At 72.9% G+C, this 15,425-nt stretch carries 13 protein-coding genes; 3 read left to right on the forward strand and 10 right to left on the reverse strand.

All coding sequences use genetic code 11. The features are described 5' to 3' along the window. Window positions 1–89: 89 nt before the first annotated feature. Window positions 90–1,325 (reverse strand): M4 family metallopeptidase, encoded by a 1,236-nt coding sequence (locus JOF44_RS11470; RefSeq protein WP_209891228.1) that lies wholly within the window; start codon window positions 1,323–1,325, stop codon window positions 90–92. Between the two features lie 195 nt (window positions 1,326–1,520). Beyond that, window positions 1,521–3,089: a histidine ammonia-lyase gene (gene hutH, locus JOF44_RS11475; RefSeq protein WP_209891231.1), complete on the reverse strand. Its 1,569-nt coding sequence runs from the start codon at window positions 3,087–3,089 to the stop codon at window positions 1,521–1,523. A gap of 44 nt (window positions 3,090–3,133) precedes the next feature. On the opposite strand from hutH, the gene JOF44_RS11480 reads away from it, so the two are divergent. Next, complete coding sequence (locus JOF44_RS11480) at window positions 3,134–3,667, forward strand: hypothetical protein (protein ID WP_209891234.1); 534 nt, start codon at window positions 3,134–3,136, stop codon at window positions 3,665–3,667. 14 nt (window positions 3,668–3,681) lie between these two features. Here JOF44_RS11480 and JOF44_RS11485 read toward each other — a convergent pair whose 3' ends face one another. From JOF44_RS11485 to JOF44_RS11505, 5 genes are all read right to left on the reverse strand, one after another. Further along, a complete protein-coding gene (locus tag JOF44_RS11485) occupies window positions 3,682–5,103 on the reverse strand; it encodes a YjiH family protein (protein ID WP_209891237.1) in 1,422 nt (473 codons plus the stop codon). 110 nt (window positions 5,104–5,213) lie between these two features. After that, on the reverse strand, window positions 5,214–6,440 hold the full coding sequence (gene hutI, locus JOF44_RS11490; protein ID WP_209891240.1) for an imidazolonepropionase: 1,227 nt from the start codon (window positions 6,438–6,440) through the stop codon (window positions 5,214–5,216). A 100-nt stretch (window positions 6,441–6,540) separates the two neighbouring features. Further along, window positions 6,541–8,223 carry a urocanate hydratase gene (hutU, locus tag JOF44_RS11495; RefSeq protein WP_209891243.1) on the reverse strand — a complete coding sequence of 561 codons (1,683 nt, stop codon included), beginning with the start codon at window positions 8,221–8,223 and terminating at the stop codon, window positions 6,541–6,543. 188 nt (window positions 8,224–8,411) lie between these two features. Then, window positions 8,412–9,272 carry a formate/nitrite transporter family protein gene (locus JOF44_RS11500; RefSeq protein WP_209891246.1) on the reverse strand — a complete coding sequence of 287 codons (861 nt, stop codon included), beginning with the start codon at window positions 9,270–9,272 and terminating at the stop codon, window positions 8,412–8,414. A 99-nt stretch (window positions 9,273–9,371) separates the two neighbouring features. Further along, on the reverse strand, window positions 9,372–10,157 hold the full coding sequence (locus JOF44_RS11505) for an IclR family transcriptional regulator (protein ID WP_209891248.1): 786 nt from the start codon (window positions 10,155–10,157) through the stop codon (window positions 9,372–9,374). A gap of 42 nt (window positions 10,158–10,199) precedes the next feature. Here JOF44_RS11505 and hutG point away from each other — a divergent pair, with 42 nt between their 5' ends. Beyond that, window positions 10,200–11,288 (forward strand): formimidoylglutamase, encoded by a 1,089-nt coding sequence (gene hutG, locus JOF44_RS11510; RefSeq protein WP_209891250.1) that lies wholly within the window; start codon window positions 10,200–10,202, stop codon window positions 11,286–11,288. Window positions 11,289–11,424: 136 nt separating this feature from the next. On the opposite strand, the gene JOF44_RS21155 is transcribed toward hutG, so the two are convergent. From JOF44_RS21155 to JOF44_RS11530, 3 genes are all read right to left on the reverse strand, one after another. Beyond that, window positions 11,425–12,552, reverse strand: coding sequence for a GNAT family N-acetyltransferase (locus tag JOF44_RS21155; protein ID WP_342591763.1), 1,128 nt, complete (start codon window positions 12,550–12,552; stop codon window positions 11,425–11,427). 5 nt (window positions 12,553–12,557) lie between these two features. Continuing rightward, complete coding sequence (locus JOF44_RS11525; protein WP_209891253.1) at window positions 12,558–13,073, reverse strand: DinB family protein; 516 nt, start codon at window positions 13,071–13,073, stop codon at window positions 12,558–12,560. Between the two features lie 109 nt (window positions 13,074–13,182). Next, window positions 13,183–14,103, reverse strand: coding sequence for a sulfite exporter TauE/SafE family protein (locus tag JOF44_RS11530; RefSeq protein ID WP_209891256.1), 921 nt, complete (start codon window positions 14,101–14,103; stop codon window positions 13,183–13,185). Between the two features lie 131 nt (window positions 14,104–14,234). On the opposite strand from JOF44_RS11530, the gene JOF44_RS11535 reads away from it, so the two are divergent. Further along, window positions 14,235–15,383: an aminoglycoside phosphotransferase family protein gene (locus tag JOF44_RS11535; protein WP_209891259.1), complete on the forward strand. Its 1,149-nt coding sequence runs from the start codon at window positions 14,235–14,237 to the stop codon at window positions 15,381–15,383. Window positions 15,384–15,425 lie beyond the last annotated feature (42 nt).

The following is a 15,425-nucleotide window of genomic DNA, read 5'->3' on the forward strand; positions in this document are numbered from 1 at the left end:
GCCCGGTCACGGCCGGAGAGGGAACGGTCACAGTGGCCGTGGCAGGTGACGGAATTCGGGTCCGCCGCCGGGCTCGGGGCCCGCTCCGTTCAGCGGCGGGTGCCGAGGACCCCGACCGTCCGCCACGCCTCGGCGACGGCGCCGTGCTGGGGCGACCCCTCCCCGTGGCGCTCGATCGCGGCGGCGAGCGTGGCGCGGGCGAACGCGGTGAAGTCGGCGTCCTTGGGGAGCCCGCCGCGGGTCAGAGCGTCGTACCAGAGGAGCCCGGCGCCTTCCCAGGAGGTGCCGCCGATCCCGGTGGCGGCGAGGTGGAACGCCCGGTTGGGGATGCCGGAGTTGATGTGCACGCCGCCGTTGTCGTTCTCCGCGTCGTGCGGGAGGTCCGCGTACTCGTCCATCGACGCAGTCTGCGGATCCTTGCCGAGCACGGGGTCGTCGTAGGCGGTACCGGGGGCCTTCATCGATCGCAGCGCCTCGCCGTGGACGGCGTCGGTGAACACCCCCTCGCCGATCAGCCAGTCGGCCTCCTCGGCACTCTGGTCCTGCACCTGCTGCTTGACCATCGATCCGAAGCAGTCGGCCACGGACTCGTGGAGCGCCCCGGGCTGGCCGACGTAGATGAGCCCGGCGGTGAACTGGACGACGCCGTGCGTCAGCTCGTGGCCGATCACGTCCACGGCGTTGGTGAAGGAGCGGAAGTACACCCCGTCGCCGTCGCCGAAGATCATCTGCTCGCCGTCCCAGAAGGCGTTCTCGAAGTCCTGGCCGTAGTGGACGGTGGCGACCAGCTCCATGCCCGCGTCGTCCAGGGAGTCGCGGTCGAAGGCCTGGTGGTACAGCGACCAGGTGGCGCCGAGACCGTCGTAGGCCTCGTCGGCGGACTCGTCCCCGGTGGGGTCCTGGCCCTCCTCGCGCACCAGGTCCCCCGGGAGGGTGGTGCCTCCTTCGGCGTCGTGGATGCTGCGATCCACCGCGGCGGCCTCCGTCGGGGCGGCCGCCTCCCCCGTGCCGACGGTCCCCGTCGAGGCGGCGGGACTCGCGGCCGAGTCGGCGGGACTCGCGGCGTCGACCCTGGGACGGGTGCCCTCCAGACGCCGACGCAGATGCGGGGGCACCAGTCCCGCCGCGGATCTGGAGGCACCGGAGCCGCTGGTGCGCGCCGCCCGGACCTCGCGGCCGCCGGCCACCCGGCGGCCGATGTCGAGGGTCCGCGCGGCGGCCTCGGCCTGCGGGTCGGCCCCGGCGGCGGCGATCTGGGCCAGCAGGTGCGGGGGGATGATCCCGCAGACCGGCGACGGGTGAGGGGCGTCACGTCGAGTGCTCATGGCCCCAGCATGGCCCCGCGGCCCGACGGGCGAAACCCATCGACCCCCCCAGCCCCCAGCCCCCAGCCCCCAGCCCCGTCATCGATCCCGAGCTCTGCGTTGCTGTTGCCAAGACGACCGGAAGCAACGACACCGCAGAACTCACCGGGACAGGGGTGGTGGGCGGAGCTCGGCGGGGCGGGGCTGGTGGGCGGGTCAGCGCAGTTCGCCGGTGACCTCCTCGATCGCTGCCAGCAGCGAGCCGTCCAGCAGACGCGCCTCGGCCTCGGCGATGTCGGGGGCCAGGAATCGATCCGGTCCCGGGCCCTCGACCGTGCGGCGCAGCACGGCGATCGCGGCGGCGGAGGCCTTCGACGGGGCCAGCGGGGCGCGCAGGTCGATCGCGCGGGCGGCGGTGAGCAGCTCGATCGCCAGCACTCGGCGCAGGTTCTCCACGCTGGTGCGCAGCTTGCGAGCGGCGTGCCAGCCCATCGAGACGTGGTCCTCCTGCATGGCCGAGGAGGGGATGGAGTCCACGCTCGCCGGGACCGCCAGCCGCTTCATCTCCGAGACCAGGGCGGCCTGGGTGTACTGGGCGATCATGAATCCGGAGTCCACGCCTGGGTCGTCGGCCAGGAACGGGGGCAGGCCGTGGGAGCGGGACTTGTCGAGCATCCGGTCGGTGCGGCGCTCGGCGATCGAGGCGAGGTCCGCGCCGACCACGGCGAGGAAGTCGAGCACGTAGGCCACGGGCGCTCCGTGGAAGTTGCCGTTGGAGGTGACGGTGCCGTCCTCGAGCACGACGGGATTGTCGATCGCGGCCTCCAGCTCGCGCTCGGCGACGGTGCGGGCGTGCTCGATGGTGTCGCGCACGCCGCCGGCGACCTGCGGGGCGCAGCGCAGCGAGTAGGCGTCCTGCACGCGCGACCCCTCGGCGGCGACGTCCGCGATGATCGGCGAGTCCGCGAGCAGCGCGAGGATGTTCGCGGCCGACGCCTCCTGGCCCGGGTGCGGGCGCAGCGGCGCGTGCAGCTCCGGGCGGAAGACCGAGTCGCGGCCGCGCAGTCCCTGGACGGTCAGCGCGGTGGTGAGGTCCGCCGTGCACACCAGCTCGTCGAGGTCGGCGATCGCCATCAGCAGCATGCCGAGCATGCCGTCGGTGCCGTTGATCAGCGCCAGGCCCTCCTTCTCCTCGAGCAGCACCGGCGTGATGCCCGCGTCGGCGAGCAGCTCGGGCACCGGGCGCTCTACGCCGTCGCGGTCGCGGGCGCGGCCCTCCCCCATCAGCACGATCGCGCAGTGGGCGAGCGGGGCGAGGTCCCCGGAGCAGCCGAGGGAGCCGTATTCGTGGACGATCGGGGTGATCTGTGCGTTCAGCAGCGCGAGGATCGTCTCGACCACGACGGGCCGCACGCCGGTGCGGCCGGAGGCGAGGGTGCGGGCGCGCAGCAGCATCAGGGCGCGCACCACCTCGGTCTCGACCTCGGGGCCGGCGCCGGCGGCGTGGGAGCGGATCAGGGAGCGCTGCAGGGCGTGGCGCATGCTCGGCGGGATCGAGGTGTCCGCGAGTGCGCCGAAGCCGGTGGAGACGCCGTAGACGGGGGTGTCCCCGGCGGCGAGGGCGTCGATGTGGGCGCGCACGGCGGCGACCTGCTCGCGGGCGGCGGGATCGAGCTCCACCCGGGCGCGGCGGCGGGCGACGGCGAGGACGTCGGCGGCGGTGAGGCCGGAGGTGGACAGGGCGACGGTGCGGTCGTCCGCGGGGTGGGTGGTCGTGCTGGTCATCGGATCAGGTCTCCTTCGATGAGGGGTCGTCGTACGGTGGGGCGATGGACGAGCTGTGGGCGGGACTGCTCTCGGCGCTGCTGGCGGCCGCGCTGCTCTGCCTGGTCGTCGCGGCGATCTTCCTGACGACGGTCGACGTCTCGCATCGCGTCGGCCGGCGCCATCCGACCCGCAGACGCGCACCGCTGTGGCTGACGGTGCTCGCCGTGCTCCTGCACGGGACCGGCGCGCTGCTCGCCCTGAGCGGATGGATGCAGGTCTCGGACACCGGCGTGGGTCTGGGGAAGATGGTCGCCGGTGAGGTGCTGATGCTCGGGGCGCTGCTGCTGCAGTGCGGCTGCGCGAGCCTGTACGTCGAGGCGGGGCCGGAGGCCTTCACGCGTCGCGGATACTTCGGCGGGACCCGCTCGGTCCGCTACGACGACATCACGAGCACCCGGGAGCACAGCTTCCATGGCAACCGCACCCTGACCGTGACGGGCCGTGACGGCGCCACCCTGCACGCACCGATCGGGATGTTCGACTGGGCCCCCTACGAGGCCTGGCAGGAGCGCCGGGGTGGGGATGCCCGGCGCTGATCGCCGCAGCACCCTCACAGCAGCAGGTGCGCCAGCGGCGCGGTGATCAGGATCGTCAGCACCACGCGCTCGAACCAGAGCACCACGAGCCGTCCCACGCTGACGGGGATCGAGGTGGCCAGGATCGAGGGCACCAGGGCGGAGAAGAACACGATCTGGGAGACGGCGGTGACGCCGACGGTCAGGCGCAGCACCTCGGACTCGTGGCCCGCGACGACCGTGGCCGGCAGGAACATCTCCGCGATGCCCACCGAGACGGCCTTGCCCGCCAGCGCCGGATCCGGGAGCTGGACGAGATAGGCGAACGGCACGAACAGCCAGCCCATCAGGTCGAACACCGGGGTGTAGGTGGCCAGCAGCAGGCCCGCGAGGCCGATCGACAGGATCGACGGGACGATCGCGGAGCTCATCAGCACGCCGTCCTTGAACGTCGCCCAGGTGCCGCGCACGAGACCCGGTGCCACCGCGAGGGCGCGCATCGCCTCGTCCCAGGCATGGGCGATGCGGTTGCCCTGCGCCCGCGGCTCCGGGACGTGGGCGACGGATTCGAAGGTCTCGTCGGGAACCGCGCGCAGCGGAGGGATCCGCACCGTGATCGCGGTGACCGCGAAGGTCACCACCAGGGTGAGGAAGAAGTACAGCGTCCAGTGCTGCATCAGGTCCAAGGTGCTGGCGACGATCACCATGAACGTGGCCGAGACGGTCGAGAACCCGGTGGCGATGATCGCCGCTTCCTTGCCGGTGTACCGGCCCTGGCGATAGACCTTGTCGGTGATCAGCAGCGCCAGCGAGTAGGAGCCGACGAAGGAGGCGACCGCGTCGACCGCGGCGCGACCGGGGACCTTCCACACGGGGCGCATGATCGGCTGGACCAGCACGCCGATGAACTCCATCAGCCCGTAGTTGATCAGCAGGGCGAGGAACACCGCGCCGACCGGCACGATGAGGCCGACGGGGATCGCGAGCTTCTCCCACAGGAACGGTCCGATGTCCGGGTTCGCCAGCGGCCCCGGGTAGTAGCCGGCCGCGGCGCACACCGCGACGACGAGTCCGACGATGTTCGCGAGCGCGAAGACGGTGCGCAGAGCGCCGCGGCGCCAGGAGCCGGTCACGAACGGGCGGATCGTGCCGAACAGGACGAGAGCGACGACGACCCATGGCACCGCCGCGCCGAGCACCCACTGGACAAGGGTCAGCACGTGGTCGACCAGGATGGTCGACGTCCCGCCGATCTCGATCGAGACGAAGAACATCGCCAGCCCGATGGTGCTGTAGATCAGGAAGCGCCAGCGGTGCGGCGGGATGGCACGTTCGGTCCCGTCGACGCCGATCACGGATCCGGCGCGGGCGGTGGCGGAGCCGGCGAAGTACTGCCCGTCGGTGCTGCGACGGGCGTCGTCGGGACCGGGGACGGCGAGAGCATCGGGCGTCGTCATCGACGGCCTCCTCAGGGGGTAGAGGTCGGTGCTGCGGTGGTCAGGGCTGCAGGGTCGGTGCTGCGGTGGTCAGGGCTGCGGGTCGGGGCGGCGACGTCGGTGCCGTGGGGTCAGGTCTGCCGGACGCCGGCGCGCCATACCCCGTGGGTGAGCGGCATCCCGGGCCGGTAGGCGAGATGGATGGCGGCGGGCGCGTCGAGCACGTGCAGGTCGGCGCGCGCGCCGACGGCGAGGTGGCCGACGTCCTCGCGGCGCAGCGCCAGCGCCCCACCGCGGGTGGCGGCGCGGACGGCCTCGGCGAGCGAGAGGTGCATCTGCAGCACGGCGGTGGCCACGCAGAAGGTCATGGCGCTGGTGTAGCTGGTTCCGGGATTGCAGTTCGAGGCGATCGCGACGTCCGCGCCGGCGTCGAGCAGGCGGCGGGCGGGCGCCAGCGGTGCCCGGGTGGAGAGGTCGCAGGCCGGCAGCGCGGTCGCGACCGTGGTCCCGCGCGCCCCGGCGAGCGCCTCGACATCGGTGTCCTCGAGGTGGTTGACGTGATCGACGCTGGCGGCGCCGAGCTCGACGGCCAGGCCCACACCGCCGGAGCGGCCCAGCTGATGGCCGTGCACGCGCAGGCCCAGCCCGGCCGCGGCACCGGCGCGCAGCACCTGCTCGGACTGCTCGGGGTCGAAGGCTCCGTCCTCGCAGAACACGTCGATCCAGCGCACATGCGGCGCGACGGCGGCGAGCATCTCACCGCTGACCAGGTCGACGTAGGCGTCCGCCCCCGGCCTGCCGTCGCGGCCGTCGAACTCGGCGGGCACCAGGTGGGCGCCGAGGAACGTGGCCTCGTCCAGCTGCCCGGCCTCGACCAGCGAGGAGGCGAGGCGGGCGGCGCGCAGCTCCTGCTCGAGCGTGAGGCCGTAGCCGGTCTTGGTCTCCAGGCAGGTGGTCCCGCCGGCGACGGCCTCGGCGATGCGGGAGCGGACCAGGTGCTCCAGGCGGTCGTCGGAGGCGGAACGGGTGGCCTCGGTGGTGACTCCGATGCCGCCGGCGGCGTAGGACTGTCCGGCCATGCGGGCCTCGAATTCGGCGGCGCGGTCGCCGTCGAAGATCAGATGGCTGTGGGAGTCGACCCAGCCGGGCAGCACGGCCCGCCCGCCGACGTCGACGGAGTCATCGGCCGACGGGGCCTCGGCGGCCCGCCCGGTCCAGGCGATCACGCCGTCCTCGATCACAAGGGCGGCCCCGCGCAGCACCTGCCCGTCGGCTGCGCCGTGCGGGGCCGCGGGGTCGTCGAGCGCGGGGTCGAGGGTCCACAGCTCGCTGATGCCGGTGATCAGGGTGCTGGTCATGCCGGTGCCTCCTGCGGGTGAGGGTGGGGAGAGTGTGTCCTGAGGCCGGTCCGAACGTCGGTCCGGCCGGCGCCGGGACGGGGATCGGTGGGGACGGGGGTCAGTCCCGCCGGGTGGGGGTCATCGGGACCCGCACGCCGCGTTCGTGGGCGACCTGGTCGGCGCGCGAGTAGCCGGCGTCGACGTGGCGGATCACGCCCATCGCCGGGTCGTTGGTCAGCAGGCGCTCGAGCTTGCGCCCCGCGAGCTCGGTGCCGTCGGCCAGGCCCACCTGGCCGGCGTGGATCGAACGGCCGATGCCGACGCCGCCGCCGTGGTGGATGGAGACCCAGGTGGCGCCGGAGGAGGTGGAGGTCAGGGCGTTCAGCAGCGGCCAGTCGGCGATCGCGTCGGAGCCGTCGAGCATCGCCTCGGTCTCCCGGTACGGGGAGGCGACGGATCCGGAGTCGAGGTGGTCGCGGCCGATCACGATCGGCGCTGAGACCTTGCCGTCGCGGACGAGGTCGTTGAAGAGCATCCCGGCCTTGTGCCGCTCCCCGTAGCCGAGCCAGCAGATGCGGGCGGGCAGGCCCTCGAACTCGACGAACTCATCCGCGGCATCGAGCCAGCGGTGCAGGTGCTCGTTCTGGGGGAACAGGTTCTTCAGCGCGGCGTCGGTGACCTTGATGTCCTCGGGGTCGCCGGACAGCGCCACCCAGCGGAACGGGCCGAGGCCCTCGCAGAACAGGGGACGGATGTAGGCGGGCACGAAGCCGGGGAAGGCGAAGGCGCGGTCGTACCCGGCGTGACGGGCCTCGTCACGGATGGAGTTGCCGTAGTCGAAGACCTCGGCGCCGGCATCCTGGAACTCGACCATGGCCTGGACCTGGCGGGCCATGGACTCGCGGGACTTCTTGGTGAAGCCCTCCTCGTCGGCCTCGGCCTCGCGGTGCCATTCCTCGACGCTCACCTCGGTGGGGAGGTAGGACAGCGGGTCGTGAGCGCTGGTCTGGTCGGTGACGACGTCGATGTGGATGTCGCCCGCCGTGTGCCGCTGAAGCAGGGCGGGGAAGATCTCGGCCGCATTGCCGACGATGCCGATCGAGAGACCGCGCTTCTCCGCCTTGGCGGCATTGGCCCGGGCGATCGCGTCCTCGAGGTCCTCGGCGATCTCGTGGCAGTAGCGCTTGGCGACGCGGCGCTCGAGGCGGGCGCGGTCCACGTCCGCGATCAGGCACACGCCGTCGTTGAGGGTGACGGCCAGGGGCTGGGCTCCGCCCATGCCGCCGCAGCCGCCGGTCAGGGTGATGGTGCCGGCGAGCGTGCCGCCGAAGCGCTTGGCGGCCACGGCGGCGAAGGTCTCGTAGGTGCCCTGGAGGATGCCCTGGGTGGCGATATAGATCCAGGATCCGGCGGTCATCTGCCCGTACATGGTCAGGCCCTCGGCCTCGAGCCTGCGGAACTCGGGCCAGGTGGCCCAGTCGCCGACGAGGTTGGAGTTGGCCAGCAGCACGCGCGGGGCCCACTCGTGGGTGCGCAGCACGCCGACGGGCTTGCCGGACTGGACCAGCAGCGTCTCGTCCTCCTCGAGGTCCGCCAGGGTGTCGACGATGGCGTCGTAGGCGTCCCAGGAGCGGGCGGCGCGGCCGGTGCCCCCGTAGACGACGAGGTCGTCGGGGCGTTCGGCGACCTCGGGGTCGAGGTTGTTCATGAGCATGCGCAGCGGGGCCTCGGTCTGCCAGGACTTCGCAGTGAGGGCGGTTCCGCGGGGGGCGCGGACGGGGCGGGCTCCGGGGAGGGACATCTCTGGCTCCTGGGGTCGGGGGCTGGCGCGGTGCTCCGACCAGGACAGCACCCCGAGCTCCGGTGGGTCGAGGGGGCCGGGAGCGATCATGTCCGGTATCCCGGACAGCAGGAGCTTTCGGTAGGCGATCCGGAGGAGGACGGTCGGGTCGACGGACGGCGACCGCGATCAACCGATGGCGGTCGCGGTCAGAGGACGACGGAGGGTTCGTCCCGGTCCCGGTCCTGCGCGGCCCGCTCCTGGGTGACCAGCTCCCAGGTGCGCAGCAGGCGCGGACCGGCGAGGATCACGAGCCCGCCGATCATGTTCAGCGGGATCACCCAGGAGAGCCAGACCAGCCAGTCGGTGTAGGGGATGTCGGCCCCGGTGTGCATCGCCCCGAAGATCACCGCGGAGCTCAGCGCTCCGTGGAGCATCCCCAGTCCCACCACCAGGAGCCCGGAGATGAGCGAGTTCGCGAGCGTCGCGATCCCTTCGCTGGAGCCCTGGTTCATCCTGGTGATGAGCGTGATCGTGAACCCTGCGAGGACGGCGAGAGCACCGGTCTCGAGAGTCAGCCCCTTGTCCATGTATCCCGTGGCCGTCTCGATCAGGTCGTTCTCGAAGACGGGGAAGGCGGCGACCACGATCCAGGCGAAGGCCCAGCCGCCGACGAGGTTCGTCACCAGCGTCGTCGCCCACAGCCGCAGCAGCTGGAGCCAGGTGCCGTGATGGGAGACGACCGCGTTCAGGGGCAGCAGGAAGTCCTCGGTGAACAGCTCCGAGTGCGCCAGGCGCATCGCGTACAGGCCGATGCCGAAGGCGAGCCCGCCGAGCAGCTTCGAATCGGTCGCGTGCAGCACGGCGAGCATCGCCATCAGACCCAGGCCGACGTCGATCCCGCCGAACAGGCCGGTGATGATCAGGGCCCGCCACGTGCGGTTCAGCCGGTTGGCCCCCTCGGCGACCGTGTTGCGGAACTCCTCGACCAGCGCGTCCTCGACGGGCTCGTCGGTCTTCCCGAGGCGTCGGCGCTCCTCGTCCTCGTCCCGCTTGTGCTGTCGGACCATCCGCACCGCCTCCTCCAGGAATTCCTGCGCCGCGCACGCTACCAGCAGCGGTCCCGTCGTCCTTCGCCGCAGCGAGCCCGTCGTCCGACGATCCTCGCGTCACGCCGATGCCTCGGGGCGGCGACCCCCGAGCCGCCGGGTGATCTCCGCGGCCGCGGCGCGCACGGCGGCCGTGCAGCGCTCGCGATCGGCCTCGGTGGCCCGCGCCTCCTCGAAGGTGATCGCGACCGAGGCCGCGGGCCAGCCGGCATGATCGCGCACCACCGCCGCCACGGAGGCGAGCTCCTCGGTGACCTCCCCGGCCTCGTGGGCCACGCCGTCGGCTCGCACCCGGGCGAGCAGCTCCCGCAGGTCGCGCGGGCCTTCAGGGCCGCGGGCCGCGGTGCGGGACGTGAAGTCGGCGCGGGTGCCGAACAGGGCGCGCACCTGCGCCGGGGGCAGCGCGGCGAGGATCGCGCGCCCGCTCGCGGTCAGGTGCGCGGACAGCCGCACGCCCACGTCGGTGACCAGGCCGGGACGGTTCCGGGCGCGCTCCTCGATCACGTAGAGCACGTCCCGGCCGTGCAGCACCGCGAGGTGCCCCGACTCCCCGACCTCGTCGACCATCGCCTCCATCACCCGACGGCCGATCCGCGCCAGCGGCTCCTGGCGCAGGTAGGCGCCGGAGAGTTCATGGGCCGCCGGCCCCAGTCCGTACACCCGCTCCTGGTCCAGGTGCATGACGTACCCGTGCTCGACCAGCGTCGCGAGCAGGTCGTAGGTGCGCGAGCGCGGCAGGTCGAGCTCGTCGGCGATACGGGCCGCGGCGATCGGCGAGCGCTGCGCGGCGAGGAAGGTCAGCATCCGCACCGTCGCGTCGGCGGCGGGAACTTTCGGGGGTGCCATGATGGTCCAGGATGCCACCCGATCCCGAGGTGAGGAGCCCCGATGACGAACTCCCCCGACGCCGCCGCGCTCTGGAGCGGCCGGCACGACGGCGACGGCCCCGAGCACTCCCGCTGGCACCAGCGCGTGCAGGTGGTGGCGGCCGACGGGGCTCCCGCGCCCGTCGCATCGGGCAGGGCCTCCGGGGATAGTGGCGCCGCCCGAGGTGACTCGGCCCGTCAGACCGGCTCCGCTGTCCCGTCGGCTCCGTCGGCAGAGGCCCCGCACATCGCCGTCCTCGGCTTCCGCTCGGACGAGGGCGTGCGACGCAACCGCGGCCGGGCCGGGGCGGCCGACGGGCCGGCCGCGCTGCGCCGGGCACTCGCCCCGCTGGCGCTGCACGGGCCGCTGGCCGAGGGCGCAGTGGGCCTGCACGACCTGGGGGACGCGGAGACCGTCGGGCAGGACCTCGAGGGTGGGCAGGATCGCGCGTCCGCGCTGACCAGCGCGGCGCTGGACCGGCCCGGCGCTCGCCTGAGCGTGGTGCTCGGGGGCGGGCACGAGACGGCCTGGTCCTCGTATCGAGGGCTGATGGGCTCCGGACTCGGGCCCCGGGCAGGACAGCGCTGGGGCGTGCTGAACCTCGATGCCCACTTCGACCTGCGCAAGGAGCCGCGCCCCACCTCCGGCACTCCTTTCGCCCAGATGGCCCGCGCCGAGCAGCAGGCAGGGCGCGACCTGCGCTACGCGGTGCTCGGGATCGCCGAGCCCTCCAACACCGGTGCCCTGTTCACCCGGGCCCGGGAGCTGGGCGTGCGGTGGTGGACCGACCAGCAGTGCCTGGAGGCGGGCGCCGACGGGATCCGGCGGTTCGTCGAGGATTTCGCCGCCGGCCTGGACATCCTCTATCTGACCATCGACCTGGACGTGCTGCCGGCGGCCACCGCGCCGGGCGTCTCCGCACCGGCGGCCTACGGGGTCCCGCTGCCGCTGATCGCGGCGGCCGTGCGCGCCGCGGCGGGCAGCGGGAAGCTGGCCCTGCTGGACGTGGTGGAGCTGAATCCGTCGCTCGACGTCGACGCCCGCACCGCTCGCGCGGCCGCCCGGCTCATCGACGACGCCGTGGGGACGGTCGCCGGCGTCGGCACCTGAGATGACCTCGCGGAGTGGAGGTCTGGCGTGTCGCGATCGCCTCCTCCATCCGACTCGTCAGATCGTCTGCTCCGCGTGAGCGACCACGGGGCATGGTGCTCGACCTCGGGGATCGCCCTGGCATGTGCCGCGCGGGTCACCGCAGGCGGACGAAGGAGCGCAGCCCTGCCTCGTGGTCGTGGACCTCGGTGAAGCCGAGTGCCTCGTAGAACGCCCATTGGCCCGGCTCGGCATCCGTCAGCAGCACCTGCTGGCGCACCGTGCCGTAGGGCGCGAATGCCTCCGCGACGAGTCGGCGGCCCAGGCCCGTCTGTTGCACCTCGGGTCTGACCAGCACGTCCTGAAGGTAGGCGAGGGTGGCGCCGTCGCTGAGCACCCGTGCCAGCCCCAGCAGCTCCCCGTCGCGGCGCGCGGTCACCACGTGGGAGCTGCCGGCGAACGCACGTTCCAGTGTGGCGGGGTCGTCGGTGTAGGCGCTCCAGCCCACCGCGTCGTAGAGATCCAGCACCTCGCCCAGCTCCGGGAGCTCGGGGCCGACGACCAGCACGCCGGGCCCTGGCTCCGCTGCGGACTCGGGTGCCGTTCCCGCCGCACGAGCGGACACCGACTCCGTGTCAGCGCCGACCGCCGGTTCCGTCGCATGATCCGTCGGCCGCCAGCGCGCGTCGACCAGCTGGAACAGCCGGCAGTCGGCCCACTCCCCGCCGAGGCGCAGGTAGGAGGGGGCGAGTCCGTACTCGGCGAAGCCGCAGCGCTGAAGCAGATGCACGGAGGCGTCGTTGCCGACCTGCACCTCGGCCTGCAACCGGTGCAGGCGCAGCGCCCCGAAGGCCACGGCGATCGCGGCGCGGACGGCGTGCGTGGCAATGCCGCGACCCGTGACGAGGTGATCCACCCAGTAGCCGAGTGAGGCGGACTCGAACGCACCCCGGGTGATCCCCGACAGCGTCAGGCGGCCGACCAGACGCGCCCGGTCATGCTCCTCGAGCCAGATCCCCAGCGGGAGGCTGCGCCCCGCCTCGTGGGCACCGAGCGCGTGGGCGATCGCGGTGCGCTGGCCCGCTTCGGTGAACCAGTCCTCGGAGCGGTCCGGTGCGCCGATCAGCAGAAGATCGCGATTGCGGGTCTCGAGATCGACCAGCGCAGGGGCATCAGCGGCTGTGAGCAGACGCAGGGTGACCTGCTCGCGGTCCACAGGACCGGCCGCTGCGGCAGGGGACGGGGCGGCGGGATCGTGCGAGTCGGGTGGGGGCGTTGAGGACATGGCTCTCAGTATCCGGTACGCCCGTCGATCGCCTCGCGCAGCAGGTCGAGATGTCCGAGGTGGCGGGCGTACTCCTCGATCAGATGGGTGAGGATCCAGCGCAGATTCACCCTCTCCCCGCGGCGCAGCCCGCGAACGGGTCCATCGAGGTCCGTCCAGTTCGCCTGCGCGGCGCGGGTGGCGACGAGCTCTGCGCGGTACCGCTCGACATCGGCCGCGGCGGTCGCGGGATCGACGTCGTCGAAGTCCCCCTCCCGGCTGGTCACCGTGCAGTACAGGTCCGGCTGCTCCTCCTCCAGCAGGACCTCACGCAGCCAGTACGCTTCGACCTCGGTGAGATGGCGGACGAGGCCGATCGGGCTCATGGTCGACGGCGGCACGGAGCGGCGGCACAGGTGATCGGCGTCCAGGCCGTCGATCTTCAGCAGCAGGCTCTGGCGGTAGAAGTCGACCCAATGGTCGAGGGTCTCCCGCTCGGGAGCAGTCATCGGTCCGAAGCGGCGGGGATCGTGAGCAGTCATGGCGAGCACGTTTCCACGGATACGGGGCGCACGACCAGCGAATTCTCGAGATGAAGGAGAGCCACTGGGGCCCATCGCAACGGCTCGCCTCACCGCGGCGCGGCTCGCCTCACAGCAGCGTCTGGGCGAGGGTCACGGCCGCGACCCCGCCCAGCAGCACGGAGAACAGCAGCGTCAGCGTCGATGGGCGTGCCTTGGTCGACAGCGGCCCCCCGAGGAGGCCTCCGACGGCAGAGCCGCCCGCGAAGATGAGTGTGGTCGCCCAGTCGATCTGCACCTCGGTGCCGAGGCGGGCCAACAGGCTGGCGGCCGTCGCGATCACCATCACCAGCAGGCTGGTCCCGGAGGCGCGACGCATCGCCAGGCCCAGCGCGATCACCAGCATCGGCACCACGATGAAGCCACCGCCCACCCCGAAGAAGCCGGTGAGGAACCCGGTGACGGTCGCCGCGGCCAGGACCAGCGGCAAGCGCGGGGAGGCGGGCGGGGCCGGCGCCGTCGGCAGCTCGGGCTCGCCATGATGGCGGTGGATCCCGTCGGCCGACTCGACGGTATCGGGACCCGGCTGGTCCAGCACGGGGTCGTCGTGGGTGGTCACCGGCTCGTCGGCCTCGTGCTCCGCCCGCCAGGAGTGCGCGGCGGCCTCGGCGCGCTCCTCCGCGCGGCTGCGCAGCCCTCGACGCAGCATCATCACGGCCACGCCGACGAGCATCACGCCGAACAGGGTGAGCAGAACAGACGCCGGCACCAGCGAGGACAGGCGGGAGCCGACGAACGCGCCGACCACCGAGACCCCCGCGAACACGAGCCCGTTGCGCCATTCGACGTTCCCGTGACGGGCGTGGTGCGGAAGGCTGACCAGCGCGGTGATCAGCACGATGATCAGGCTGGAGGCCGTCGCGGAATGCGCAGGCATGCCGAGCAGGAACACCAGGACCGGCACGGCGAGGATTCCGCCGCCCGCGCCGAGCGCCCCGACCACGATCCCGACACCGACCCCGACGCCGATCGCGAGCAGGGCGAGCTCCATGGGCGGACTCCTGGGGGACGGCGGAACAGGTCGGCCCCCAAGGTACTCGCTCACCGCCGCGCCCCGGGTCAGCGGCCGCAGAGCAGCCGTCGGTCGCCGCGTAGGATCGAAGGCCCGTCCCAGGAGGTGCCATGGTCCCCGGTCGTCCCGGCCACCCCACGGCCCTGCTGGATCCCGCGTCCCCTGCGATGGGCCGGCGGCTGGTCGAGGCCTGGCGCAGCGGCACCCTGGTCCTTCCGCTGCGCGAGGACATCTCCCCGCTGCCGCTGCCAGGGCTGCACCGGTCGGTGCTGCCGTCCTCGCTCTCCGGCGCCGCGCGAGCGGTCCTGGCCGGCGTCGGCGAGCGCTTCGCCGCCTGGCGCGTGATCCCGCAGGGGAACGCCCCGGTCATCGTGCGGATCCCGCACGTCGCCCCGTCGGAGCTGCACCAGGACCTCGTCCACGAGATCGCGGCGCTGACCCTGTCCCCGCGAGGGGTGGGGCCCGTCCCCATCGCCGTGCACGACGACCCGAGCACCAGCCCCGTCGGCCACCCGTACGTGGTGACCACCGAGGTGCCGGGCACCGCCGCGGCTCCCGAGACCTGGACGCAGGGGCATCTGGAGGCCCATGCCGCACGCCTCGCGCAGCTGCACGCCGTCCCTGCGCCGGGGCGCGGACCGGTCACCCTCGGCGAGGACGCCTGGGCCGCGGTCCCGCCCGGACCACCCTCCCTGCTGCGCGAGGTGGAGCAGGAGGTCGCCTCCTGGCAGGAGCAGCACGGCGGCGTGCTCGCCGAACACGGCCTGGAGCCGTTCCTGGCCGCCGCGCTGGAACGGGTCACCGGCATCGAGGGGGAGATCGCGGAGCTGGACGGATTCGCCCTCGCCCACGGCGACCTGTGCACCACGAACATCATGTGGGAGCACGCCGAGCGGGGACGCGCCGACCCCGTCGTGCGCTATATCGACTTCGAGTGGGCCCAGGGCGATGATCCCGCCCGTGACCTGGCGATCATCGGCGGCGCCGTGCACGGCGGACCCTGGTACGTGCCGCTGTCCGAGGAGCAGGTGGCCGCCTTCGTGGGCGCCTATGTGCGCGCCCGCGCCGAGCACGGCGAGGTGCCGTCCTCGGTCACCGACCTCGCCGCGCTGCGCCGGCGGATGCGGGCGTGGACCGCGTACGACCGCACCGCGATGCTGGTGCATGTCGCCTCGCGCGCTACGACCCGGGCCTCGCATCGTCGGGTGCTGCCGCTGCTGCGCGGCACCCTGGCCGCCGAGCTCGCGATCGAGGTCTGAGCGGGCCGTCTCGGGAAACGGCGGGATGCGACGGACGCCACG

The organism is Brachybacterium fresconis, from assembly GCF_017876515.1.
In the GTDB taxonomy this organism is placed as follows: Bacteria; Actinomycetota; Actinomycetes; order Actinomycetales; family Dermabacteraceae; genus Brachybacterium; species Brachybacterium fresconis.